This window comes from Hymenobacter terricola, from assembly GCF_017921975.2.
GTDB lineage: Bacteria > Bacteroidota > Bacteroidia > Cytophagales > Hymenobacteraceae > Hymenobacter > Hymenobacter terricola.
The window spans coordinates 156,817-181,414 of record NZ_JAGEMO020000015.1; the positions used below are offsets into that span (position 1 = coordinate 156,817).

Here is a 24,598-nt window from a genome sequence, read left to right on the forward strand (position 1 = left end):
CAATCGCCTAAAATAGGCCAACAACATTCTGGCGTTTGTAGCCCAATACCCCTTTTGGCCTCATTAGGTTAGAATTCCTGGCCGTGGGTGCGGCGCATCAGGGCCTGCACGGCCCCCGGCCAGTGGCGCAGGCCGCCCACCACCACCTCGCTCAGCACCGGCCCGCCAAACAGCCGCTGCACGGCCCGGCCCACCCGCAGCCGCGCCCCAAACTGCGCGTGCCAGGCGCGGGAATACGCGGTTTCCATGGCCAGCCGCGTGGTTTTCGCGCTCAGAAAATCGTGGGCCGCCGCTGCTGCCAGGGCTGCGCCGTGCAGCGCCATGGCCATGCCGTTGCCGCACAGCGGGGTAATGAGGCCGGCCGCGTCGCCGCACATCAGAATGTGCTGCTCCACCGGCTGCTTGGGCGCAAACGAAATTTCATTGATGACTTCGGGCTGCGGATACAGCACCTCGGCCGCCTCCAGAATCTCGCGCAGGCGCGGGTTTTTGGCCAGCACGGCCTGCTCCATGGCCGGAATGGTGCCGTGCTCCTTCAGGTTTTGGCGGGTGGTGAGGTAGCAGAAGCACAGCTTATCCTCCTCAATGGCCGAAATGCCGGCGTAGCCATCGGCGAAGTTGTGCAGCGCAATCACATCGCGCGGGAAGCCCGGCAGGCGCAAGTGGTATTTCACGCCGAGGTAGGGCGAGCGCTGCCTAAAAAAGCCCCGTTGCAGCTGCCGGTCGAGGTTGGCGCGCTTGCCGTAGGTGCCCAGCACCACCCGGGCGGTTAGCTCGCGGCCGTCGGCCAGGGTCGCGCGGTGCTGGTCCGCAGCCGGGTCGAAGGTTACGTCCGTCACCGTGCTTTTCAAATAGAACGTGACGCCCCGGGCGGCGGCCAGCTGGTACAGAAAATCATCCAGCGCGTAGCGGCTCACCCCAAAGCCGCCCAGGTCCAGCGTAGCCGTCAGAACGCGCCCGCCCGGCGACGACAGCAGGAACTTGCTGATGGCCGCCGGGGCCAGTGCGGCGGGGTCGGCGTGCAGGCGGCGCAGGTAGGGCAGCACCTCATTGCTCACGTATTCGCCGCACACTTTATGGAAAGGGTACTGCTTGCGTTCTACTACTGCCACGCGGTGGCCGCGCCCGGCCAGGTCCAGGGCGGCGGCCAGGCCGGCCAGTCCGCCGCCAATCAAGAGAATGTCCACTTAGTTGGTCGGCAAAATAGGAACCATGGAAGCGAAATTACCGTAATTCATCGAGTTTTCTGTATATACTAGTAGGCCTGCTGGTTTCACTGCCGTACCTTTGTCAACTAAAATCACCATTTCGCGTTAAGCCACTACTGCCCGCCCTTGTTTTCCCACCCGCTAATTATACTATGATGCAACGCCTACTTTTACCACTGGTTTTATTTGTCTGTATTAGCCTCGGCTTTGGCCCGTTGCTGCATACGTTGCCGGCTGCTGCGGCCGCCACTATTTCCCGCCCCGGCCAGCAAGCCAAGCCCGGCGATGAGAAAACCCTGTTGGTGTACCCCAATCCCAGCACCGGTATCGTGCACCTGACCATCAATAACCTGCAAGGTAAAAAGGTGGAGCTAAGCGTGCTCAACGTCATCGGCTCGGTGATGTACCACGAAACCCTCACCGAAATGAACGACCGCTACACGAAGATGCTTGACCTCAGCAAATTCGCCAACGGCCTTTACTACGTGCGCCTGGAGGCCGATAACACCAGCCAGATTTGCAAACTGGTGATTCGCTAAGTAGTTAATTACCCGGTTAACTACCGGAAAAATATAAATAAAAAAGCAGCCCGAGAGCTGCTTTTTTTGTGCGTAAACCAAGGGGAATTATTTCACCCGGATGGGCTCCGGTGCGAGCATTTCCCGAACGTTCGAAACCGTTTTGAGCGCGAGGATGGCGGTGACCACTAACAGGCCGAGCATGAAAATAAACATAGTTTAAGAAAAACACGGGTGAATAAACAGCAGCTCCTGACGGGGAATTGCCTCTTGTCTGTTCAACCCCAAAATGGTGGGTCGGGTTTCAATAACATTAGGGCATTGCGAGCAGTTCGGCCACCACGCGCCGGGCATCGGGCCCGGCTCCGTTCAGCAGGGCCGAGCGGCGACTGTCGAGCCAGGGGAGGCCCAGAAAGGCGACGCCGGGCGCGGCCGTCAGCCCCCGGTGGTGTTGAAGCTGGCCATCGGCCGCAAAAATGGGCAAGTCAATCCACGAATAATCGGGACGGAAGCCGGTGGCCCACACCACGGCATCGAGGGGTGCCGAGGCAGCGCGTTGCCCTTGAATAGCTCCTGTGGGCAGCGCCGCCGTGGCCCGGCCAATAAACGTGGCATTCGCAAACCGGCGCAGCCTGGCCAAATCGCCGCTGACCACCGGCTCGGGCCGGCCGAACAGCCGGCGCCCCAGCGCCGTGTGGCGCGACAAGCCAATTACCCCCGTGAGTGTCATCGCAGCCCATACCAGCTGGTTGTTGGGCAAAGCCTCCGTTTTTTCATCGAACGCCACAAATACGGGCCGGCCGGTGGCCGCCACGTCGGCGGCGATTTGCAGGGCTGAGTTGCCGCTGCCCACCACGGCCACCGGGCCGGTACCGGGCAGCTGGGCCGGGCGTTGGTAATCGCGGCTGTGCAGCTGGGCCACGGTGGCGGGCAGCTGCACGGCCCACGCCGGCACGCGGGGCGCGGTGTAGGGCCCGGTGGCCACAATGACGCGTTGGGCAATGTAGGCGCGCCCGGTGGTTTCCACCAGGTAGCCCGCTCCCGTATTTGGAGCGGCGGCCAGGCGGGTTACCCGTTGGTTGGGTTCGAAGGGGAAATGAAAATGGGCGGCGTAGTCGCGCAGGTAAGCCGTGGTTTCGTCGCGGGTGGGGTAGTGGTGCGGGCTGCCGGGCCACGGCCGGCCCGGTAACCCACTGGCCCAGGCCGGTGAAAACAGGCGCAGCGAATCGTAGCGGCCCGCCCAGGCGGCCCCGGCGGCCGGGGCCGCGTCCAGCAGCCGGAAGCCAACGGCGGCCTGCTGGAGGTAATAGGCGGCCGCCAACCCGGCTTGCCCCGCTCCGATGACCACCGCATCAGTACGCAAAGGTGGGGGCGGTGCGGGGCCAGCGGGGGCGTTCAGGTGGCCGGGCACTAGCTCTGCTCTGGAAATTCGGCGCGTAGGCTGGCCATCACCTGTTCGGTGATAGCGCGCACCCTGGCTACCTGTTGGGCCGCGTGCGCCGCCGTGGGCCGGGCGTTGCTATAGGCTTCAATTTCGCGGATAATGTGGCGGAGCTGCTCCACCCCCAAGCCGTCGAGGGAGCTTTTGAGGTGATGGGCGGCATCGCCCACGGCTTCCCAGTCGGTGTGCGTCAGGGCTTCGTCGAGAGCTGTGAGGATGGCGGGCGTGGTTTCAATAAAAGCCCAGGCGAGGCGCCGGACAACGGCTTCGTCGTTGCGCACCAGCTGACGCACGTTGCTTAGGTCGTAGAGGGGAGTGGCTGAAGACATGGCAGGAGCGGGGGTGAAGTGGAGAGCGGGCTCGGCGGCAGCGTGTTGGCTGGCCAGCACGGCTTGCATGGTTTCAAGGAGTTGTTCTTCGCGATAAGGCTTGGCCAGGTAGCCAGCAAATCCGCTGGCTGTCAGGCGTTCGGCCTCGCCGGCCTGGGCTCGGGCCGTGAGCGCGATGATGGGAGTAGCGGCCCGCAGGGGGTCGGGGTGTTGGCGGAGGGCGCGGGCTGCGGTTTCACCGTCCATGCCGGGCATTTGGATGTCCATCAGCACCAAGTCGAACGGGCGGTGCTCGAACAGCTGAATGGCGGCCGGGCCGCTGGCGGCCGTGGTCACCTGCCAGCCCCAGTTGCGCAGCACGGTTTCGGCCAGCAGGCTGTTCACCAGGTTGTCTTCGACCACTAAAATGCGGCCGGTGATGGCAGCTTCCGGCGCATTGGCTGCGGCCTCAGGTGGCGTCGGCGCGGCCGTGGGTACTGGTGGAAAGGCCAGCGTAAAAGCAAAGGTGCTGCCCAGGCCCACTTCGCTGCTCACGCGCAGCACACCGCCCATCAGCCCCACCAGGCCTTCCGAAATGCTCAGGCCCAGCCCCGAGCCGCCGTACTCACGGTCGGTGCTGGCAGTGGCCTGCGCAAACGGCTCAAAGACCTTATCCAGCGTCTCGGCCGCGATTCCAACGCCCGTGTCGCTCACAGTGAACTGCAGCCACACCGTGCCCGCGGGCTCCGCGTGGCCGTGTGGGGGCGCTACGAGCCGGGCGCGCAACAGCACCTGGCCGGTTTCGGTGAATTTGATGGCGTTGCTGACCAGATTCAGGAGCACCTGCCGCAGCCGGTGGGCATCGCCCAAGACGAGGGAAAGGCCCTGGCCAGTCGGTTTTTCGAGGCGCATGCGCAGGCCTTTTTCGCGGGCGCGGGGCCGTAGCAGGGCCGCGCAGCCCGCGAGCAATTCCTCGGGGCTAAACGGGGTGGCTTCGGGCTGCAGCTTGCCGGCTCCGAGGCGGGCGGTGGTCAGCACGTCGTTCAGCACCGTGAGCAGGTGGTCGGCCGACTCGCCCAGCAGCCGCAGGTAGTCGTGCTGGCTGCGGCTGAGCGTGGTTTTGGCCAGCACGCCCGTCAGGCCCAGGATGCCGTGCAGCGGCGTCCGAATCTCGTGGCTCATGTTGGCCAAGAAGTCCTGCTTGGCACGGGCGTCCACTTCGGCCGCGGCAATGGCGGCTTCCAGGGCCTGCTGGGTCACTTTCAGCTCGGTGATGTTGCTGTCCACGCCCAGCACCTGGGCCGTGCCATCGGCGCGCACAAAAAGCCGTTTCGTGCTGCTGAACCACGACACGCTCCCGTCGGGGTAAGTGTATGATTCTTCAAGGGTCAGGTCTTCGCCCGTCTTCAGCACGTGCTGGTCCTGGCTGAGGTAGCGGGCCAGGTCGCCAGTAGTGGCTTGGGGAATGCTGGCCGTGCCGGCCAGCACCAGCTCCTCGGGGGTCATGTTGAAGAGGGCGGCCATGGAGCGGTTGGCCAGCAAGTAGTTGCCGAGCCCGTCCTTGAGGTAGATGGGGTGCGGCAGGGCATCGATAACCTGCCGGAACAGGCGGTGCTGCTCCGCTAAGTCGGCGGTGGCGGCCTGCGTGTGCTCGTCGTGGGCGCGTCGTTCGCTGGTGTCTTCGGCCACCCCAATCACGCTGGTGACCTGGCCTACGGCATCGCGCGCAAAGGGCGTGTGAGTGCTGCGCAGCCAGCGCAACGACCCGTTCCGGTGCTGCACAACGAACTCCAGGGTCAGGGTTTCGCCATCGGGCAGCCGCGCCACTTCGGCCAGGTGCAGCTGAAACCGCGCCGATGCATTGGGGGGCATGAGGTGCGCCAGGGCCGCGCCGCTGGGAAAAGCCATCAGTTCCTCTTCGGTGTAGCCCAATAATGATTCAAGGCGCTGGTTGGCGAACACACTGCGGGCCTCGCGCAGGTCGTAGATGTAAATGAGGTTTGGCACCAGGTCCACTACCTGCCGCAGCAAATGCCGGTTTTGGCGCAGCTCCTCCACCACGGCGCGGTGGCGGGTTACGTCTTCGGCGCTGCCCATGATTTCCCGCACCTTGCCACCGGGACCAAATGCGCTGGGCCGCGCCCGGATGCGCAGCCACCGCCACCCGCCGTCGCGGTGGCGCAGGCGGCAGTCCCAGCTCAGGGGCCGGTCTTCGTGCAAGTGCGCGTGAATATCATGGCTGCGAAGCTGCGCCAGGGAGGCAACGTGCAGCATCTTCTCCGTAAAGGCCGTTCCCAGCTTAATCAACTCCTGGTTGCTGTAGCCCAGCACGGTCTGGCAGTGCCGGTTGCAGTGCAGCAGCTGCCGGTGTTCCAGGTCGTAGCTGAACAGAATAAGGGGCACCTTGTCGACCACGCCGGGCCCAAACACTCCCGGTTCATTGGCATCGGGTTGCGAATCGGCGCGGGATACCGCCGGGAAAAGGGCCGGATTTGCTACCCGCTGCGCCGCCGGAACAGCCGCCCGGCGGGCCAGACGGGAAGGACGGGGTCGACGCATGATTGGGGAATGAATGAGGATGGCTATCCCAAATCTACTGACTAAAACACGGTGCCGCCGGAACGGTCCGCTCACGCTAGGTGCAACTCCTGCTGCTGTATCATCCGGTAAATGGTCGACTTGCCGATGCGTAGCTTCGCCGCCACTGCCAGCACGTCACCGGCCATCTCGTCGAGGCAGTTTTGCACGATGGCCGTGGTCTGTTCGCGCAACGACAGCGCGCTGCCGGGCCCCACCGCGGCGCGGCCGGCGCGCAGGGGCAGGTCGTCGGCATCAATCAGCTCGCCATCGGCCAGCACGGTGGCCAGCTCCATCACGGCCTTCAGCTCGCGCACGTTGCCCGGAAAGGAATGTTCGCGCAGCCGCTCCCGGGCGCAGTCGGTGAGCTGGCGCAGGGGCAAGTTGTTGAGGCTGCAAAAGTCGCGCACAAATACCTCGGCCAGCAGCAGCACGTCCGTGCCGCGCTGGCGCAGCGGTGGCAGCGCAATGGGCAGGCCCAGCAGGCGATAGTACAAGTCTTCGCGGAAGCGGCCGGCCTGCACCTCGGCCAGCAGGTCGCGGTGCGTGGCCACCACCAGGCGCACATCGAAGGGCACGTGCTGGCTGCCGCCCACCCGCGTCACCTCGCGCTCTTGCAGCACCCGCAGCAGTTTGGCTTGCAGGCTCAGGTCGAGGTCCGCTATTTCGTCCAGAAACAGCGTGCCGCCGTTGGCTTCTTCCAGCCGGCCCATGCGCCGCGCCACCGCCCCGGTAAAGGCGCCTTTCTCATGCCCAAACAATTCGCTTTCCACCAGTTCGTGGGGAATCGCGGCCATGTTCACGGCCACAAACGGCTGGCCGGCCCGGCTCGATTGGAAGTGAATGGCTTTGGCCACCAGCTCTTTGCCGGTGCCCGTTTCGCCGCTCACGCTCACGGTGATGGCCGTGCGGGCCGCTTTGGCAATGAGCGTGTGCACCAGCTGAATGGACGAGTGCTCGCCGAGAATGGCTTGGCCAGGACCGTAGCGCACCCCAATTTGCTGGCGCAGCTGGTTGTTTTCGCGGCGCAGGCGGGCTTGCTGCTCCACTTTTCCCACAATGTTCCAGAGGCGGTCCAGCGTGTTTTCGTCCTTCACCAGGTAGTCGTAGGCGCCCTGGCGCAGCATGCTAACGGCCGTGCTGACGTCTTCCTGGCCCGAGATGACGAGGACTTCCGTGCCGGGCAGCCGCTCCCGAATCTGACGCAGCACCATTTCGCCTTTGGCGTCGGGCAGCGAATAATCGAGGGTGATAAAGTCGGGTTGCTCCCCTAATTGGTCGAGGCAGGCACGAGCCGTCGCGAACCTGTGCACGCTGTGGTTCGGGTTTTGGCCCAATCGGTGCAAAAGCAGTTCGCCGTACCACTCGTTGTCCTCAACCACAAAAATTTTGAAGGGAATAATTGGCGTCATAGCAAAAAAGTCAATGTAGAAACCTCGCCGGGGCTGAAACAAAATGCCGAAGCAGGAAAGCACAAGCGTATTTCAACGATAATATAAAAAAAATTATATTACAAAAATACGTCTTAATTTGCTTGTCTCGACAAAAAAAATGCTAAAATAAAGGCGTATACGTAGTTGGGATGCGAATGGATTGACGTGAGTAAACTGGTGGATTCTCGTTTTAGGAACAAAATCCCATTATGGGATAAAAAGTTTCTCAGAGAAAATTGTATCTAGCTGATTTATAGTTTAAAGGTAACAGTAAAACGTCATGGACGCGGAATTGCACGGAAGGAGCTGGCACAGTGCCAACGACTTAAAAATATTTTCTAGCGCATCATGTACACACTCAATTCACCCGCTGTTCAGCTTGCCCGGTTTCGGGCTTGGCTGGTTGCCCTCGTCATTTCCTTGCTGGTTGGCAGTGCGGCTGCGGTTTCAGCCCAAACCACGCTGCCGGCTTATTATTCAACGGGTAGCAACGCAAGTCAAATTACCCAGCCCTCACCCCAGATATCGGGTAGTGGCAACGTAACGGCGGGGGCTAGCGCCGCTGATGGGGATTTCAGCACGTTTGCCACCCTGACCACCGATGTATCGGCAACGGTGGGGCCACCCGTGGCCCTGCGCCTGCAGCTCACGGGCGTGGCTCCGGCCGGCTACCGGGCCGGGGTGCTGCTGGCCAACGCCACCGGCCTGCTCAGCCTGAATGCGCTGGGCACCGTCAGGCTCCGCACTTATCTGACCGGGGCCACGCCGGAGCTGTGCGAAGAAAAGATAGTGCGGGCCGATATCGTCAGAACGGCGTTGCTGGCCACTGACCGCCCCACGCAATTGGAATTCACGTCGTCGCTGTCATTTGATGCCGTGGAGATTGAGATATCCGGGCTGGTTGGGGTGCTTTATACCACCAGTATCTACTATGCCTACGGGGTGCGGCCGGGCATCCAGACCGTGGCTGCCGGTTACCTGACCCGGTTTGCTGCGCCCACCAGTGCCCAGTACAACACCAAAGACTACACGGGCCTGGCCTGCCTCGTCACCGATGTGGACGACGCCCAAAATGTTGCCGATTACGACCTGACCAACTATGCCACGTTCAAAAGCGTGCTCACAGTGGCTTGCCCGCCCTCGTTGCGTGCGAAGCTGGCCGGTGTGCCCGCAGGTGGCGCTCCGGCGGGCTACTACGCCGGGTTTGTGGTGGGGCAGGCGGGCCTGCTGGATGCGGGCGTGCTGAGCGGACTGCGAATCAGCACGTATCTGGCCGGCACGTTACAGGAAAAGTTTACCGGAACCAATCTGCTTGAGCTAACGGCGTTGCCCGGTGGCAAAGCCCAACTGACGGCCCCCACCACCATGCCGTTCGACGAGGTGTGCATTTCGCGGACGGGCCTCATCACGGCGGTTGATAACCTGAACATCTATTACGGTTTTGGGCTGGCCCCGCAAGCGTTTCAGGGCATCAACCCGGTGCTTTCCAACTTTGGTACACCTAACTACGCCGGGAGATTATAGCAATAGCCCGGTGCAATTTGCTACCGTAAACGTGGTGGTGGGCGGTACCGTCACGGGCACCGTTTCCGTGAAGGTTTTGGAAGTGGTGAACCCCGGGAATGCGGCCGACAACGACAATAACAACTACGCCCAGATTAATACCACCGGCCTTGGGCTGGTTACTGGCACTACGAGAGCCAGCCTGCGGCTTCGCATCAACGGCAACGGCAACGGCCACGCCGGCAACCGCGTGGGCATGGTGGTGGGGCAAGGGGCCGGCCTGCTCGACCTGACGGCTCTGCAGCAGTTCACGGTGCTGACGTATGATGCCAGCGGCAACCTCATCGAAACCAAAACCGGGGCCAGCCTGCTGGGCGTGAGTTTGCTGCCGGACTTCACCGACCGCAGCAAAGTGTCTTTTCTGGCCACGCGCGATTTCGCCTACGTCGAGCTGGAGGTGAACAGCGCCGCATCCGTGCTTTCCAATACCCGGGTTTACTACGCTTTTGCCGAAGACGTGCCGCTGCTGTCGGTGCCATACCCGCTTCCCGTGGAACTGGCTGCCTTTACCGGCCGCTGGGCCAGCGACGCCGCCGAGCTGAGCTGGACCACGGCTTCTGAAACGAACAGCCGCTATTTTGTGGTGGAGCGCTCGACTGGCAACGACGATGCTTTCCGCGCGGTGGGGCAGGTAGCCGCCGCCGGCACCAGCACCCGCGCCCGCGCCTACAAGTTCCGCGATGCGGAAGCCAAGGCCCAGGGTGTCGCCGCGCTTTACTACCGCTTGCGGCAGGTGGACTTGGATGGCAAAGAAGCCTTTTCGCCACTTGTGGCCATAACGGTGGGCAAGTCGGCCCTGGCCACGCCGCAGCTGGCAGTGTACCCCAACCCCACTGCCGATGCGCAGGCGGTGCAGGTGAGCTGCCTCAACCTGCCCGCCGCCGGTGGCCTGGTGCAGACGTACTCGCAACTGGGCCAGCTGGTGAGCCAGCTACCCGTAGCCGAAACCACGACGCGGCTGGCGCTGCCCACGCTGGCACCGGGCCTCTACTATGTAGTGCTGCGCACGGTGAGCGGGCAGCAGCTGGCCGGGCAAAAGCTGGTGATTAGAGGGAACTAGATTGCGGCCAGGCGGCGAGTTTACCGTGCACTAAAAAGCCCCGCCGGCATTGCCGGTGGGGCTTTTTAGTGCACGGGTTGGGTTTCGGCACAAGCCGTTTGGTGTAGTTTATTGAGCGGCGTTGTGCAACAGGCGCACGGTTTGGGTGCTGCCAGCGGTGCGGGCCAGGTAGAGGCCGGCCGGCAAACCGGGAGCGGGCTGCCAGCGCACAGTGCCATCGGCCTGGCTGCGCACGGTGGCCACGGTGCGCCCCAGGTAATCGCAAATAGTGAGGGCTTGCACGCCGGGCGTGGCCAGCTGGAACTGCACCTGGTCGGTGAAAGGATTGGGGAAGGCGGCCACTGCCAGCGCCGTGCTCGTGCGGGTGGCCAGGGCCGTGCCGGTTACGCGGAAGGTGAGCACCTGGGAGTCGAGGCCTTTGAGGGGACAGGCGTTGTCTTCGGCCGTCACGGCCACGCGGTACAGGCCAGTGGGCAAGCTAAGCGGCGGCGTGAAGGTGAGGCGGGCCTGGCCACCGCCCAGGTTCTGTAGCGTGGTGCCGGGCGCCGCGTTGTAGTCCAGGCTCAGGGTCAGGGTTTGGGCGGCGTTGGCGTCGCTGGCCGTCACCAGCACCGAAACCGGCTCGCCGGCCAGCACCGGAATTATCCGGCCGAAAGGTTGCACCACGTTTTGCGAACCCGAACCGGTGCCGGTTTGGATGGTGACGGCCGGGCCGAGGCGGGGCAAGGTATTGGTGCCGCAGTCGTACACCACGAAATACAGCTCGCGGCGCGTAGTACCCACCTGCACGTAGCTGCCGTTGATGCGGCGGAACTCGGTGATTTTTACCACCGCCGCGTATTTGTTATCGCCCACGGCCGACGCGCTGGGGATGTAGCGGGCCGGCTGTAGCTGAATGCTGCCATTGCTGGCATTGAAATGAAACAGCGGCGTACCCGTTTTGAGCGGGCAGGTGCCCGTGGTGTCGTAGGCCACATAAACGGGCACTGCGGCGGAGTAGTTACTTATTGTTGGGGTCTGGAAAATGCACAATGGACTGGTGGAGATAACAACTAGCCCGCCTGGCTGAGGGTAAGGCGCATAAGCCGCCGCGGTGCCACAGGCCTCCAGCGGGCTTTCCTGGGTGTACACCAGCGAATCGCCGTCTGCGTCGAACGCGTTGTTGCTCACGTTGCTCAGGCGATTCCAGGGAATGTAAGACACCGGCAATGCGCTGGCCACCGATGAGTTATTCGCAATGGCCACGCCCGTGGTGCCGCCCACGGGCACCAGGCTATTGAGCGTGGCTTCCAGGTAAAAATCACCAGGCGCAGCAAGATTGGTGGTGCTGGGCCGGGCACTCTGGGAGGTGCTCAGCACCCAGTGCGCCGCCGGCGGCAGGGTAACGTCGACGCTGTACGTGTAGGCCTCCGAATTGGTAACGGTGCCGCCGCAAATGCCCGTTAGGGTAGCGCAGTACTGCCGGCCCGCGATGGCCGCGCCCACCTGCACGAATGGGGCCGTGACCGTAGCAGCGGTGTTGCAGCCCCCGTTGCGGCATTCCAGCGTGAATGGTGAAGGAAGAATGCCCGAGCAGTCGCGGTAAATGTGCAGCGTGACGCGGTAGCGGTTGTTGCCAAGCGCGGCGTAAGTGAGGTCACCGCCTTGAAGGTGGCTGGCGGCGGCCGGCTGCGCGGCCCACAGGCTCAGCCCGGTCAGAAGCAGCAGGAAGAAGCGTAAGGATTTTAGCATGTGACAGGGGAAAAGTGAAAAAGTGAAAAAGGGTACTGGTGGATGTGAGAATTGAAGGCACGAATCCTCGCGCAACAGGCAGTACTGGCTTGGCAATATTGGCCACGCATTAGCCGTGGTATGCTGTTACTGTTGGGATTGCGCTGATTTACAGGTCAAATACCGTTCCAAAAAAAGAATAAATACGATGCAGGAATTTGTAAATGCATTGCCGGACCAACTGTTAATGTAGCCGTAACATGTTGGTATGATGGAGGCAACTCTATTGCTGGACTTTTGCGGCTACAAACCACCAACCTCCCATTCTTACATTTTTATGAAGCGAACGATTACCCGATTAAGCAGCATGGCGCTGCTCATGGCGCTGGCCGCCTCTTGCTCGCGCGACGAGCAGGTGACTCCCAATACCCCCACTGCCGCCGTGGCAAACCAGGACGCTACCCGCGACAGCAACCTGGCCATGGGCAACCCCAGCGGAGCCGTGACCGACGCCACCAACTACCCCAATAACTACCTGATGACCAAAACCCAGTACACCCTGTCGTATAGCCGCGACAAGGGCAAGCCGAACTGGGTGAGCTGGCACCTGAGCAGCGCCTGGCTGGGCAGCACCGCCCGCCAGGACAATTTCGCTTCCGATGCCTCGCTGCCCAGCTCCTGGTACCACGTGGGCAGCACCAGCTACAGCGGCTCGGGCTTCGACCGCGGCCACAACTGCCCTTCGGCCGACCGCACCGGCTCGGTGGCTGATAACACAGCCACCTTCCTCATGACCAACATGATGCCCCAGGCCCCCACCAACAACCAGCAAACCTGGGCCGGCCTCGAGAACTACGCCCGCACCCTGGTGGGCCAGGGCTATGAGTGCTACATCATCGCGGGCAGCTACGGCAGCGGCGGCACGGGCACCAATGGCTATGCCACCACCATCAACAGCGGCCACATTGCCGTGCCCAGCAACTGCTGGAAAGTGCTGGTGGTGCTGCCCGAAGGCAGCTCCGACGCCAGCCGCGTAACCACCAGCACCCGCGTCATCGCCGTGGACATGCCCAACACCAACTCCATCGGCACGGCCTGGGGCGCTTACCGCACCAGTGTGAATGCCATTGAGGCCGCCACGGGCTACGACATCCTGTCGGCCGTCTCGACGACGGTGCAAACCACCATCGAGTCGAAAGTAGACACCGGCCCGACGAGCTGAGAAAATGGATTTTGCTGATTTACCCAGCTTTTCGGGCATTTATTTGCGCCGGTAGTAAGTAAAATCAGCAGGCATTAAAAAGCCCATGAAATACGACTGTATTTCATGGGCTTTTTGCTGACCGAAAATACCGGTGGCACCTTGGGTAGAGGAATAAAGAGTCAAAGTTACGGCGGCTTCTGCTTGCAAAGCAACAGGTTAGAAAATGCCGAATTTTTTTTGGCCCCGAGAGCTGGTCTTGAAAAGTGCGCTGTTTAACGAGTTAAGCCGAAAACGAAAGCTGAAAAAAGTGCGGAAAAAGTGCGCAATAAAAACTTAACATGACCAAAGATTTGCCCGGCGTAAACATTCCGTAATTTTGCATCGTGCTTCACCCCAATAACCAATTGATGAAGTGCGGAACGCTCGGCCACGACGTTCCGCAGCGAGACCGGAAGGTCTTGTCCCCCGTCGGTTTCGCCGATTTTTCGTTTGATTTTCCTGGTTTTTGCCCCGCTACCGTTTCGGCTTTCGAAACGGTTTTTTTGTGCGCGGTCGGTTTGGATTTCTTTTCCTCAACTTTTTAGGTTTCCCCCTTCTTAAGCTAAACAATATGGACACCAACACCCTCTCCCCCAAAGTAGCTGCGGCTACCATCGCCTCGGCCCATGCCGGCAACCGCAACCTGAGCACCGACCCCAAGCGCATGGCGGTAATCAAAGTATGGGACGCCATGTTCCGCGGTGCCCGCAAATATGTGGAGTCGGAGAAATTCCTGGCCGTGCACAACATGCCCCACATTGTGGGTGTGACCGGTGCCTGCGAGAACACCGACACGCTGTTCACCATCGACTGGTACGACGGCAAGAAAATGTTCCTGCCCCAGTCGAACCAGCTCTACATCGAGATGCTGACCCAGAAAGTGGAAAGCGGCCGCGTGTACGGCGAAATCCAGAGCTTCCGCAAGGAGCTGAAGGCTGACAACCGCCGCCTGGCGCAGTTCTCGCTGTTCGAAATCGAGCACCTCGGCGGCCTCGACGAGCTGATTGGTCACCTGAGCGCCATTGTGGCCAGCGCCGCCAAGCAAGTTTCGCAGGATTGCGCCAAGGAACTGGCCCTGTTCGACCGCAAGGCTGAGGACCTGGCGGCCCTCACCTTCAAGCGCATGACCTACGCCGATGCCGTGGAATTGCTGAAAACCGAAGGCTTCCCCGAGCTGGTGTGGGGCGATGACCTGGAGGCTCCGCACGAAGGCCGCCTGACCGAATTGATGGGCCCGATGTTCGTGACGCACTACCCCGCCGACATCAAGTTCTTCAACATGCGCAACAACGACGACGACCCCCGCGTGGTGAACTCGACCGACTTGCTGCTTCCCCTGGCCGGCGAAAGCGCCGGTGCTGCCGAGCGCGAGTTCGATGGTGCCAAGCTGCGCCACAAGCTGGAAACCAGCTCGATGCTGGCCGGCCTCATCCGTCAGGGCATGAAACTCGAAGACTTCGAGTGGTACCTGAGCTTCCACGAAGAGAACGAAGTGGCGCTGCACTCGGGGGCTGGCGTGGGCATGGCCCGCGTAGCCCAGTTCATCCTCGGCCAGACGGACATCCGCGACTGCGTGCCCTTCCTGATTAACCGCGAAAACGTAATTTAAGGAATGCCTTAGCCGGTTCGCCGGCCGAACGTCACCCTCACTTAGCACCCACTGAGTGGGGGTGACTGTTCGTTTTTATTTACTTACCTTATAGTTATGAAACTCGGCGCCATTACGTTACAGAATTCCGTTTGCCTGGCCACCGCTCCGTGGGACCTCGCTGGCGAAGGCTACGAGCAGCTCGGCGCGATTTTCACCAAAACCGTGACCATGGAGCCCCGCGCCGGCCTGCCCGGTGACGAAGGCATCCTGCAAGTGGCCGACCAAACCCTGCTCAACCGCACCGACCTGCGCACCGAGGGCGCGGAGCTGCTGGTGCAGGAGCATCTGCCGCGCCTGCGCCGCTTCGGCGTGCCGGTATTCGTGAGCATCACGGCCCCCGGCGTACCGGGTTTCCGCAAGATTGCACGGTACCTGCAACGGGAAGCCGGCGAGCAGTTGGCCGGCGTGGAAGTCTACATCACGGTGCCGCACGGCGGTTCCGGCTCCGATGTGACGGCCCGATACGTGCGCGAAGCCACTGAGGCTGTGCGTAATGAGCTGCGCGACGATGCAGCCGTGATTGTGAAGCTGCCGCCATGGCCCGACCACATTCGCGGGCTGGCTTTGGGGGCGCAGGAAGGCGGTGCTACGGCGCTGGCCGCCACGAATACCTTAAAAGTATTGCACCTGCCGGCCGATCCGAACGCGGCACCGCTGGTGGGCGGGCTCTCGGGCGAAGCCTTGCGGCCTTTGTCGCAACGCTGCGTGTGGGAGCTGGCCAATGACGAAAAACTGCACCTCCCCATCTTCGGTACGGGCGGCATTTTCACGCTGCGCGACGTGGAAGACTACCTGCGGGTAGGTGCCCAGGCCGTGCAGGTGGCCAGCGGCGAATGGCTGTCGCCGGGCCTCTCGGCGCGGCTGGCGTCGGAAGTCGCTCAGAATGCATCCGTAACTCGATAAACTACCTCGTTTCCCCTTTTTCATCACCACCCCAGTTCGATGCAAAAGTTGCTCACCCGCGTTCAAACTGCTAATTCCCTGCTTTGCGTAGGCCTCGACCCCACGGGCGACGACGCCTCGGCGGCCCAGCGCCTGCGCGAAGTAATTGCTGAAACTGCCGCCTACGCGGCGGCTTTCAAACCCAATCTGGCCTTCTTTCTGAGCCGTGAAAACGGAGTGGCCCTGCTCCAGCAAACAGTGCAAAGCATACCGGCCGACATCCCCGTAATTCTGGATGGCAAATTCGGCGACATCGCCAACACCGCCGAGCACTACGCCCGCTTCGCCTACGATGTAATCGGGGTCGATTCGGTGACCGTGAATCCCTATATGGGTGACGACGCCGTCCGGCCCTTCGCCCGGCCCGGCAAGCTGGTTTTTTCGCTGGCCAAAACCTCGAACAAACCCCAATACGGCCTGCAAGATGAACCCCTGACCACCGGCGGCACCCTCAGTGACCGTGCCGCGCAAATTGCCCGGCAGCTCGATGAGGAGCTGACCGAATCCACCATCGGCCTGGTGGTGGGCGCTACCCAGCCGGCCAGCATGGCCAAAGTCCGGGCCGCGTGTCCGGAGCAATGGTTCCTGGTGCCGGGCATTGGCGCGCAGGGTGGCGACCTGGAAGCCACGCTTCGCGCCGGCCTGCGAGCGGATGCCAGCGGCGTGCTGATAAACGCCTCGCGCAGCATCTGGCAAGCCGATGATGCAGAAGCAGCAGCGCGGGAGCTGATGGAGCAAATCAACCAATTCCGGGTCGTGACGCACCCGGCCCACGCCTGAACGAAAAAGCCGCTTTACTGCGGCTTTTTGCATTTTAGATTTTCTGCGAGAATGACGAATTCCACCGAAACGACTACCACTTTAGACGCCGGCTTGCTGGAGCAGCAGCTGTTGCAGGAAGATGCGCTGCTGCGCGGGCACTTCCGGCTGTCGTCGGGCCTGCACTCCGATACTTACGTGCAGTGCGCCCGCTACCTGCGCCGGCCGGAGCTGGCCGCGCCCGCTGCAGCCGCGCTGGCCGCTCAGATTCAGGCGGCCGGCTTGCAGCCCGATGTGGTGGTAGGCCCCGCCATGGGCGGCGTGGTAATTGGCTACGAGCTGGCCCGCCAACTGGGCGTGCCCGGCATTTTCACGGAGCGCGACGCGGATGGACAGATGACCCTGCGGCGCGGTTTCACCATCGAGCCCGGCGAAAAAGTTGTCATTGCCGAAGACGTGGTGACGACCGGCAAAAGCACGCTGGAAGTAGCTAAAGTGCTGCGAGAAATGGGTGCCGAAGTGCTGGCCGTGGCCTCGCTGATTGACCGGACGGGCGGAAAAGGGGAATTAGATTTCCCACATTTTGCGCTCCTTCCGGTGGCAGCAGCGACCTTTGCACCCGAGAGCTGTCCCCTGTGCGCCGCCGGCGTGCCGGTGGTGAAGCCCGGCAGCCGGCCTGAGAAAGCGTTTTGATGTTGTACCGTTCAGCTAGGCTGAACGTCATGCTGAGCTTGCCGAAGCATCTCTACCGCTTCGTTGCAATTGATAAGATTTACTAATGAGGTAGAGATGCTTCGACTCCGCTGCGACGCCGCTTGATACGCGGAATGCTCGGTATGACGTTGTTTCTCTGACGTTCTGAATATCATCAATGCCCGATAACACCACCCACACCATCCAGCTCACGCTGAAACCCGGCCAACACGATGGCGATGGCCAGCGCGTGGCCGAAGCCGCCGCCCGCCACCTGGGCCTGACCACCGGCCGCGTGCGCAGCGCCGCCCTCTACACGGTGCGCTACCCGCTCACCGAAACTCAGCTGCGTGATTTCGCCACCCGCTGCCTCGCCGACCCGGTGCTGCACGACGTGCGCCTGAACGAGCTGACGGCCGCCGAAGGCTTCGCCACTTATATATTGGTAGCCCGCCGCCCCGGCGTGACCGACGACGAAGGTACCTCGGCCCAAAACGCCCTCGCCGATATCCTGAACGAGCCGCTGGACGTGCATACGCAGCACATTTTCAGCAAGAAGCTCTACCTGCTCGAAAACGACCTGCCCGAAACTGACCTGCGCCGCATCGCGGAGGAACTGCTTGGCAATAAGCTCATCAACTGGCTGGAAGTGGGCCGCGTGGCCCATGGCATCCGCGACTACACACCGCGTCCCGGCGGCGGCGCGGAGGCTATCACGGAAGTTATTTCGCTGACTGGCCGCACCGATGCGGAACTGGTGCAACTCTCGAAAGAGAACATCTACGCGCTGAATTTGGTCGAAATGCAGGCAGTTCGGGACCATTTTGCTGACCCAGTCACAGAGGCGATGCGTGAATCAGCCGGTATGCCTGCTGAACCTACGGATTGCGAAATGGAAATCATTGCTCAGACGTGGTCAGAGCATTGTAAGCACAAGGAGTTTTCGGCGCTCATCAACTACAAAGACCTGGCAACGGGCGAGGAGAAGCAGGTCGATTCCCTCTTCAAAACCTACATCAAAGACGCTACTTCCGAAGTAGACCGTCAGCTGCGTGCCAATGGCAACGACTGGTTGGTGAAAGTATTTTCAGACAACGCCGGGGCGGTGCGCATCAACTCCGATTCGCTGTTTGTGTGGAAGGTGGAAACGCACAACTCGCCCTCGGCCATTGACCCCTACGGCGGGGCCATTACGGGCATTCTGGGGAACAACCGCGACCCGTTGGCGACTGGCATCGGCGGGGCGCGGCTGCTGTTCAACACCAACGTGTTATGCTTCGGCAACCCGGAATACGACGGGCCGCTGCTGACCGGGCAGCTACACCCGCGCCGCATTCTGGAGGGCGTGCGCAAGGGCATCGAGGACGGCGGCAACAAGTCGGGTGTGCCCACGGTGAACGGCGCGATTGTATTCGATGACCGGTACGCCGGCAAGCCGCTGGTGTACTGCGGCACCGGCGCGGTGATGCCCATGCAATTCGCGGGCTTGGACTCGTGGGAAAAGAACATTGACGCCGGCGACCGCATCATCATGGCCGGTGGCCGGGTGGGCAAAGATGGTATTCATGGCGCGACGTTTTCGAGCATTGAGCTCGATGAAACGGCACCCGCCACGGCCGTGCAAATCGGCTCGCCCATCACCCAAAAGCTGGCGATGGATTTCCTGCTGCTGGCGGCCCGTCGCGGCCTCTTGAAATGCAGCACCGACAACGGCGCGGGCGGCCTCTCGTCCTCCGTGGGCGAGCTGGCCGGCATCTCGGGCGGCGCGGTGGTGGAGCTGGAGCGCGTGCCGCTGAAGTACCCTGGCCTGCGGCCCTGGGAGATTTTCGTGAGCGAATCGCAGGAGCGGTTTACGCTGGTGGTGGAGCCCGGCAAAATTGCCGAAATCACGGCGCTGGGCCAGGAAATGGAAGTGGAACTAACCGATATCGGCCACTTTACTTCGGATGGATTCCTGGACGTGCGCTTCGATGGCGCGCCGGTGGCCCGTCTCAACATGCATTTCCTGCACGATGGTGTGCCGCGCAAAATCCTGGAAGCGGAGTGGACCAAACCTGCCGTTGCCGAGCCGGAAATTCCGGCCGCGACCAACTACACCGAGACGCTGACGCAGCTGCTGGGTTCGCTCAACATCTGCTCGCGGGAGTCGGTTATTCGGCAGTACGACCACGAGGTGAAAGGCCGCACGATTGTGAAGCCGCTGATGGGCGCCACCGGCCAGGCCCCGCAGGATGCGGCCGTGGTGCGCTTCAATTTTGAGAGCTGGGAAGGCGTGGCCGTGAGCAACGGCATCATCCCGCGCTACGGCGATTTGGATGCGTATGATATGTCGGCCGGCTCGTTTGACGAGGCTGTGCGCCAGATTATCGCGGTGGGAGGGAAGCTCCCGAACCTGACGCCCGGCGACGGGATTTTCTGGTCGGTAAACGACAACTTCTGCGTGCCCGATTCGGTGTACGACCCCGTTATCAACCCCGATGGCAAGCAGAAGCTGGCCAAGCTGGTCCGCATGTGCGAGGCCCTGCGCGACGCCACGGCCGCCTACTGCATTCCGCTCACCAGCGGCAAGGACTCGATGAAAAACGACTTCAAGGCCGACGGCGTGAAGATTTCGGTGCCCCCCACCGTGCTCTACTCGATGACGGCCAAGATGGAGGACGTGCGGCGCGCTGTGACTTCGGACTTCAAGCAGGCCGACGACGTGGTGTATCTCCTCGGCGAAACCCACAACGAGCTGGGCGGCTCCGAGTTCTACGCCCTGCACGGCCAGCTGGGGGCCAATGTGCCGAAGGTTGACTTCGCCAAAGCCAAGGCGCTCTACACGCTGGTAGGCCAGGCCAATGACCAACGCCTCATCCAGTCCTGCCATGACCTGAGCGACGGCGGCCTCGCCGTGGCGCTGGCCGAAACCACGTTTGGCTACGGGTATGGGGCCGTGGTTGAGCTGCCCGAAACGGGCCTGCCGCTGGCTACGCAGCTGTTCTCCGAGTCGCATTCCCGTTTCCTGGCCACGGTAGCGCCGGAAGATGTGGTGGCTTTTGAGCAGTTGCTCGGCAACCGCGCCACCCGTCTCGGCATCGTGACGGCGGATGGGGAACTGACCGTGCGCCACGCTGGTAAAATGGTTATTTCAGCTAATACCGCCGCCCTGCGCGCCGCCTGGACCAACGGGCCTGTAAATCACCTGCTAGGCGTTGTCTCGAAGGACAACCTCAGTCATTCCAATTCGCTCTAACAGCACAAGAACCTTTTCCATTGGCCCAAAAGACTTTTGAAATGGCACAAGACGCGGCTCAAGGAGCACATAAAGCTCAATCGGAGGCACAAACCGACGTTGCGAATGCAGCGGGCACGGTGCAGGCGCTGATTCTGACCGGCTTCGGCATCAACTGCGAAGAAGAATTCGCCGCTGCCTACCGTCTGGCCGGCGCAGAGGCCACCATCGTGCACCTCAACCAAGTGCTGCACGGGCAGGTGAGCATCCACGATTTCGACATTCTGAACTTCCCCGGCGGCTTCTCCTTTGGCGACGATTTGGGCTCGGGCGTGGTGCTGGCCAACAAGCTGCGCTACCGCCAGAACGGCCCCGACGGCCGCACGCTGCTCGATGACATCAAGCAGTTCATCGCCGATGGCAAGTTCGTGTTCGGCATCTGCAACGGCTTCCAGGTGCTGGTGAAGCTGGGCCTGCTGCCCAACATGGGCGGCGACGTAACCCCCGAAGTCACCCTGACGCACAACGCCAGCGGCCGCTACGAAGACCGGTGGGTAACGCTCCGGGCCAATCCCTTGTCGAACACGCCCTTCCTGAAAGGCATCGACAAGCTGGAAGTGCCCGTGCGCCACGGTGAGGGCCGCCTGGTGATTCCCAGTGAAGCCATCCAGGCCGCTATTGAAGCCGCTGGGCTGAACTGCCTCACCTACGCCGATTTCGACGGCGACGCCACCGACGTGTACCCCTTCAACCCCAACGGCGCGGCCCTGAACTGCGCCGGCCTGACGGACTCCACCGGCCAGGTTTTTGGCCTCATGCCGCACCCCGAGGCGTTTCTGTCGGCCTACAACCACCCGGACTGGGCCCGCCGCCGCCGCGCCGGCCAGACCGATGAGGAAGGGCAGGGACTGAAGATTTTCAAGAATATCGTGGCGCACATCGCCCAAAAAAATAACGCCCCGGCCCCGGCCGTGCAACTCGCCTCTCAAAACTAGCCTCTTCCGAAACGTAGCCAATGAACACCCTCACTCACTTCGCTTCTCCCCAACTCCCCCTCCTCCATCGCGGCAAAGTCCGCGACAGCCTCCGTGCGCCCAGCGGCGACCGCCTCATCATCGTGACGGACCGTTTGTCGGCCTTCGATTCGGTGTTGGAAACGGCCATCCCGCACAAAGGCGCGGTGCTGAACGGTTTGGCCAATTTCTGGTTTGCCAAAACCGCGCACATCATCCCCAACCACGTCCTGAAACTGGTGGATGCCAACGCCATGCTGGTGAAGGAAGCCGAGCCCATCAAGGTGGAAATGATTGTGCGCCATTACCTCACGGGCTCGATGTGGCGCGGCTACCAGGCCGGTCAGCGCGCGTTTTCAGGCGTGACCGTGCCCGACGGCCTGACCAAGCACCAGCCTTTCCCGGAGTTCATCGTGACGCCGACCACCAAAGAGGAGTCGGACCGCGAAATCACCCCCGAAAACCTCGTGAGCGAGGGTTGGGTGACCAAGGAGCTGTACGACCAGATGAAGGAAAAGTCGCTGGCGCTGTTCAAAGTCGGCTCCGAGCTGCTGGCGGCCAAGGGCATTATCCTGGTGGATACCAAGTATGAGTTTGGCCTGCTGAACGGCGAGCTGATTCTCATTGACGAGATGCACACGCCCGATTCGTCGCGGTTCTGGAGCGCCGAGGACTACGCCCGCAACCCCGAAACGGCCGAGCAGATGGATAAGGAGTACGTCCGCCAGTGGCTCATCGCCAACAAGCAGGACGGCAAATATCCCCGCGCCCTCACCCCCGAAGTGGCTCAGGAAGCCAGCCGCCGCTACCTCGACATCTACGAGCGCATCACTGGCGCGCCCCTGCCCACCGCCGAAACCGAAGGCACCGACGCCCCCGGCACCGGCCGCCACGATGCCCGCGCCCGCCTGCTGGCCAATCTGGTAGCCGCCGGCCTGCTGAAAGATGCCTGGGTGAACATCGTAATGGGCTCGCCCGCCGACAAGGAGCACTGCGAGAAAATCCGCCAGCAGTTCGAGGGCTACGGCATCTTCACCCAGCTGCGCGTGACTTCGGCCCACAAAAACGGCGAAGCCATCGCTGGCATGGCCGAAATCTGGAACAACAGCATCGAGCCCGGCGTCATCATCGCCGTGGCCGGCCTGAGCAACGGCCTCGGTGGTGCCCTGGCGGCCAACGTGAACGTGCCCGTCATCTCCTGCCCGCCCTACAAGGACTACGCCGAGCTGGCCATGAACCTGAATTCGTCAGTTATCATGCCCAGCGGCACGCCCAACCTCACCGTAGTTCGCCCCGACAACGCCGCCCAAGGCGCCCTTCGCGCCCTGAACCTGCCCCGCCTGCGCGAGCGCCTGAACAAGGACATCCTCGCCACCAAAGCCAAACTGAAGGCAGCCGACGAGGAGTTGCGGGTGCTGTAATCCTGATGCCATGCTTGTTCCGCATTCTACCCGTCGTCTGATTCCTGCCGATGGCCCCGATTACCGCCGGCTGCGGCTGGAGGCCCTATCGGAGCATCCGGCTAGCTTTGGGTCGTCGGTTGAAGAAGAGCAAAACCGCCCGTCGCGTTTTGAAAAGCCTATCCAGAACCAGGACCCCGATGCTTTTGTGGTCGGTGCTTTCGTAGGAGAGGAGTTGGTGGGCATGTGCGGTTTCGTGCGCGAGCCGGCAACTAAAACCCGGCATCGGGGCTTAATTGTGTCAGTATATGTGCGCAGTAGCTGCACCAGGCAAGGCTTGGGCCGGCAGATGCTGGCCTACACCATTGCGGAAGCCTTTGACCGGGTAGGGGTGAGGCAACTTGAATTGGGCGTAACGTCGGGCAACGCAGCTGCCAACCGTCTTTACGAGCAAGCTGGCTTCGTAGAATTTGGCCTTATGCCCAATTATTTGAAGCTGGATGGTCGGTACTACAACGAGCGCCTGATGGTGCTAAACCGCTTGGCTGGAAGCAAAAACAACTCATGAACAATAGCCCCCAAACCCTTCTCCTCCTCGGCTCCGGCGCGCGCGAGCACGCCCTGGCCGAAAAGCTGACCCGCGACGGGGCCACGGTGCTCGTGCTGCCCGGCAACGCCGGCATCCCCAACAGCCACCCCGAGGTGAACCCGCTGGATTTTGAGGCGGTGAAAGCCTTCGCCCAGGCCCACGATTCCAGGCTGATTGTGGTGGGGCCGGAAGCGCCGTTGGCGGCCGGCATCACCGACTTTTTCGCCGGTTCCGATATCAAGGTTTTTGGTCCCACCCGCTCGGCGGCGCGGCTGGAAAGCTCGAAGGTGTGGAGCAAGGAGTTTATGCGCCGCCACGGCGTGGCCACGGCGCAGGCCTGGCCGTTTCGGAGCGACAGCATTGCTGCCGCTCGGGCCAAAGCGGCTGAGCTGGGCGGGCATGTGGTGGTGAAGTACGACGGGCTGGCTGCCGGCAAAGGCGTGTACGTGTGCTCGTCGCCGGAAGAAGCCGAAGCGGCTTTTGATGACCTGCAAACGAGCTACTCGGGCTGGTTTTCCTTCCTGCTGGAAGAGAAACTGACCGGCCCCGAAATCAGCATCATCGGCCTTACCGATGGCCGCACCATCCGCCTGCTGGCCACTTCGCAGGACCACAAGCAGCTGCTGGCCGGCGACCTCGGCCCCAACACCGGCGGCATGGGTGCCTATTGCCCCGTGCCCTTCGCCGATGCCAACGTGCTGGCCACTCTGCGCCGCGACATCGTAGACCCCACTCTGCGCGGCCTGCAAAACGAGCAGTTCGAGTTCCGGGGCTTCCTCTACTTCGGCATTATGCTCACGCCCACCGGCCCCAAGCTGCTGGAATACAACGTGCGCCTTGGCGACCCCGAGGCGGAAGTATTGCTGCCCGCTTTGGACAGCAGCCTGCTCGATTTGATTGAGGCCACCCTGGATGGCACGCTGGCCAAACAGGGCGTGCGGCAGCGCCCCGGTGCTTTCGTGGGCGTGGTGCTGGCCTCGGGCGGCTACCCGGCGCCGAAATTCCCCACCGGCTTTCCCATCACCGGCCTCGATAACCTGCCAGCCGGCGTGCGTGCCTACCACGGCGCCACCAAGCGCACCGAGGACGGCGAGCTGGTCACCAATGGCGGCCGGGTCCTCGTGCTCACCGCCCACGGCCACGACCTGGAAGAAGCTACGGCCCTCGCCTACGAAGCCTGCGCCCGCGTCACCTTCCAGGATGCCTACTTCCGCCCCGACATTGCCCAGCGTCCCGCGCCGGTGCTAACCGCCAGCGTTGTAAATTGAAGCTTAAA

General features: G+C 62.2%; 20 protein-coding genes. 14 read left to right on the plus strand and 6 right to left on the minus strand.

The annotated features are described in order from the left end of the window. Positions 1 to 68: 68 nt before the first annotated feature. Complete coding sequence (locus tag J4G38_RS12500) at positions 69 to 1,187, minus strand: NAD(P)/FAD-dependent oxidoreductase (protein ID WP_210520265.1); 1,119 nt, start codon at positions 1,185 to 1,187, stop codon at positions 69 to 71. 236 nt (positions 1,188 to 1,423) lie between these two features. On the opposite strand from J4G38_RS12500, the gene J4G38_RS12505 reads away from it, so the two are divergent. Further along, positions 1,424 to 1,747 carry a T9SS type A sorting domain-containing protein gene (locus tag J4G38_RS12505; RefSeq protein WP_210520263.1) on the plus strand — a complete coding sequence of 108 codons (324 nt, stop codon included), beginning with the start codon at positions 1,424 to 1,426 and terminating at the stop codon, positions 1,745 to 1,747. A 292-nt stretch (positions 1,748 to 2,039) separates the two neighbouring features. On the opposite strand, the gene J4G38_RS12510 is transcribed toward J4G38_RS12505, so the two are convergent. From J4G38_RS12510 to J4G38_RS12520, 3 genes are all read right to left on the minus strand, one after another. Next, a complete protein-coding gene (locus J4G38_RS12510) occupies positions 2,040 to 3,089 on the minus strand; it encodes a flavin-containing monooxygenase (RefSeq protein WP_210520262.1) in 1,050 nt (349 codons plus the stop codon). Positions 3,090 to 3,136: 47 nt separating this feature from the next. Beyond that, entirely contained in the window at positions 3,137 to 6,034 is a 2,898-nt protein-coding gene (locus J4G38_RS12515) for a PAS domain-containing hybrid sensor histidine kinase/response regulator (RefSeq protein ID WP_210520260.1), read from the minus strand. 71 nt (positions 6,035 to 6,105) lie between these two features. After that, the gene (locus J4G38_RS12520) at positions 6,106 to 7,464 is read right to left on the minus strand and encodes a sigma-54-dependent transcriptional regulator (RefSeq protein WP_210520257.1); all 1,359 of its coding nucleotides are present in this window, start codon (positions 7,462 to 7,464) and stop codon (positions 6,106 to 6,108) included. A 369-nt stretch (positions 7,465 to 7,833) separates the two neighbouring features. Between J4G38_RS12520 and J4G38_RS12525 the strand changes: the two genes are divergently transcribed. Then, positions 7,834 to 9,009 carry a hypothetical protein gene (locus J4G38_RS12525; RefSeq protein WP_210520255.1) on the plus strand — a complete coding sequence of 392 codons (1,176 nt, stop codon included), beginning with the start codon at positions 7,834 to 7,836 and terminating at the stop codon, positions 9,007 to 9,009. 10 nt (positions 9,010 to 9,019) lie between these two features. Next, a complete protein-coding gene (locus J4G38_RS12530; protein ID WP_210520252.1) occupies positions 9,020 to 10,108 on the plus strand; it encodes a T9SS type A sorting domain-containing protein in 1,089 nt (362 codons plus the stop codon). 108 nt (positions 10,109 to 10,216) lie between these two features. Here J4G38_RS12530 and J4G38_RS12535 read toward each other — a convergent pair whose 3' ends face one another. Continuing rightward, positions 10,217 to 11,839 (minus strand): T9SS type A sorting domain-containing protein, encoded by a 1,623-nt coding sequence (locus tag J4G38_RS12535; RefSeq protein ID WP_210520249.1) that lies wholly within the window; start codon positions 11,837 to 11,839, stop codon positions 10,217 to 10,219. Between the two features lie 316 nt (positions 11,840 to 12,155). Here J4G38_RS12535 and J4G38_RS12540 point away from each other — a divergent pair, with 316 nt between their 5' ends. Continuing rightward, the gene (locus J4G38_RS12540) at positions 12,156 to 13,040 is read left to right on the plus strand and encodes a DNA/RNA non-specific endonuclease (protein WP_210520247.1); all 885 of its coding nucleotides are present in this window, start codon (positions 12,156 to 12,158) and stop codon (positions 13,038 to 13,040) included. A 39-nt stretch (positions 13,041 to 13,079) separates the two neighbouring features. On the opposite strand, the gene J4G38_RS12545 is transcribed toward J4G38_RS12540, so the two are convergent. Further along, positions 13,080 to 13,229, minus strand: a complete 150-nt coding sequence (locus tag J4G38_RS12545) for a hypothetical protein (protein ID WP_210520245.1) — start codon at positions 13,227 to 13,229, stop codon at positions 13,080 to 13,082. Positions 13,230 to 13,405: 176 nt separating this feature from the next. On the opposite strand from J4G38_RS12545, the gene J4G38_RS12550 reads away from it, so the two are divergent. The 10 genes from J4G38_RS12550 (at position 13,406) to purD (ending at position 24,590) form a co-directional block, all read left to right on the plus strand. After that, the gene (locus J4G38_RS12550; RefSeq protein ID WP_210520243.1) at positions 13,406 to 13,606 is read left to right on the plus strand and encodes a hypothetical protein; all 201 of its coding nucleotides are present in this window, start codon (positions 13,406 to 13,408) and stop codon (positions 13,604 to 13,606) included. Between the two features lie 26 nt (positions 13,607 to 13,632). Then, positions 13,633 to 14,670 carry an amino acid--tRNA ligase-related protein gene (locus tag J4G38_RS12555; protein ID WP_210520241.1) on the plus strand — a complete coding sequence of 346 codons (1,038 nt, stop codon included), beginning with the start codon at positions 13,633 to 13,635 and terminating at the stop codon, positions 14,668 to 14,670. Positions 14,671 to 14,766: 96 nt separating this feature from the next. Further along, positions 14,767 to 15,615, plus strand: coding sequence for a dihydroorotate dehydrogenase (locus J4G38_RS12560; RefSeq protein ID WP_210520238.1), 849 nt, complete (start codon positions 14,767 to 14,769; stop codon positions 15,613 to 15,615). A gap of 39 nt (positions 15,616 to 15,654) precedes the next feature. Then, positions 15,655 to 16,434, plus strand: coding sequence for an orotidine-5'-phosphate decarboxylase (gene pyrF / locus J4G38_RS12565; RefSeq protein ID WP_210520235.1), 780 nt, complete (start codon positions 15,655 to 15,657; stop codon positions 16,432 to 16,434). Between the two features lie 51 nt (positions 16,435 to 16,485). Beyond that, complete coding sequence (gene pyrE / locus J4G38_RS12570; protein WP_210520233.1) at positions 16,486 to 17,106, plus strand: orotate phosphoribosyltransferase; 621 nt, start codon at positions 16,486 to 16,488, stop codon at positions 17,104 to 17,106. A gap of 178 nt (positions 17,107 to 17,284) precedes the next feature. Further along, entirely contained in the window at positions 17,285 to 20,341 is a 3,057-nt protein-coding gene (locus tag J4G38_RS12575) for a phosphoribosylformylglycinamidine synthase subunit PurL (RefSeq protein WP_210520231.1), read from the plus strand. A gap of 41 nt (positions 20,342 to 20,382) precedes the next feature. Beyond that, complete coding sequence (locus J4G38_RS12580; protein WP_210520229.1) at positions 20,383 to 21,315, plus strand: phosphoribosylformylglycinamidine synthase subunit PurQ; 933 nt, start codon at positions 20,383 to 20,385, stop codon at positions 21,313 to 21,315. 20 nt (positions 21,316 to 21,335) lie between these two features. Continuing rightward, positions 21,336 to 22,754, plus strand: coding sequence for a phosphoribosylaminoimidazolesuccinocarboxamide synthase (gene purC / locus J4G38_RS12585; protein WP_210520227.1), 1,419 nt, complete (start codon positions 21,336 to 21,338; stop codon positions 22,752 to 22,754). Positions 22,755 to 22,764: 10 nt separating this feature from the next. Continuing rightward, positions 22,765 to 23,301 carry a GNAT family N-acetyltransferase gene (locus J4G38_RS12590; RefSeq protein WP_210520224.1) on the plus strand — a complete coding sequence of 179 codons (537 nt, stop codon included), beginning with the start codon at positions 22,765 to 22,767 and terminating at the stop codon, positions 23,299 to 23,301. Next, a complete protein-coding gene (gene purD / locus J4G38_RS12595; RefSeq protein WP_210520222.1) occupies positions 23,298 to 24,590 on the plus strand; it encodes a phosphoribosylamine--glycine ligase in 1,293 nt (430 codons plus the stop codon). Before J4G38_RS12590 ends, purD begins: the two co-directional genes overlap by 4 nt. Positions 24,591 to 24,598 lie beyond the last annotated feature (8 nt).

Bases quoted from the DNA above. Each gene is read 5' to 3' on its own strand.
- J4G38_RS12520 (WP_210520257.1), bottom strand. From the start codon at position 7,464: ATGACGCCAATTATTCCCTTCAAAATTTTTGTGGTTGAGGACAACGAG.
- purD (WP_210520222.1), top strand. From the start codon at position 23,298: ATGAACAATAGCCCCCAAACCCTTCTCCTCCTCGGCTCCGGCGCGCGC.
- J4G38_RS12515 (WP_210520260.1), bottom strand. From the start codon at position 6,034: ATGCGTCGACCCCGTCCTTCCCGTCTGGCCCGCCGGGCGGCTGTTCCG.
- J4G38_RS12590 (WP_210520224.1), top strand. From the start codon at position 22,765: ATGCTTGTTCCGCATTCTACCCGTCGTCTGATTCCTGCCGATGGCCCC.
- purC (WP_210520227.1), top strand. From the start codon at position 21,336: ATGAACACCCTCACTCACTTCGCTTCTCCCCAACTCCCCCTCCTCCAT.
- J4G38_RS12560 (WP_210520238.1), top strand. From the start codon at position 14,767: ATGAAACTCGGCGCCATTACGTTACAGAATTCCGTTTGCCTGGCCACC.
- J4G38_RS12555 (WP_210520241.1), top strand. From the start codon at position 13,633: ATGGACACCAACACCCTCTCCCCCAAAGTAGCTGCGGCTACCATCGCC.
- pyrF (WP_210520235.1), top strand. From the start codon at position 15,655: ATGCAAAAGTTGCTCACCCGCGTTCAAACTGCTAATTCCCTGCTTTGC.
- J4G38_RS12535 (WP_210520249.1), bottom strand. From the start codon at position 11,839: ATGCTAAAATCCTTACGCTTCTTCCTGCTGCTTCTGACCGGGCTGAGC.
- J4G38_RS12540 (WP_210520247.1), top strand. From the start codon at position 12,156: ATGAAGCGAACGATTACCCGATTAAGCAGCATGGCGCTGCTCATGGCG.
- J4G38_RS12575 (WP_210520231.1), top strand. From the start codon at position 17,285: ATGCCCGATAACACCACCCACACCATCCAGCTCACGCTGAAACCCGGC.
- J4G38_RS12525 (WP_210520255.1), top strand. From the start codon at position 7,834: ATGTACACACTCAATTCACCCGCTGTTCAGCTTGCCCGGTTTCGGGCT.
- pyrE (WP_210520233.1), top strand. From the start codon at position 16,486: ATGACGAATTCCACCGAAACGACTACCACTTTAGACGCCGGCTTGCTG.
- J4G38_RS12580 (WP_210520229.1), top strand. From the start codon at position 20,383: ATGGCACAAGACGCGGCTCAAGGAGCACATAAAGCTCAATCGGAGGCA.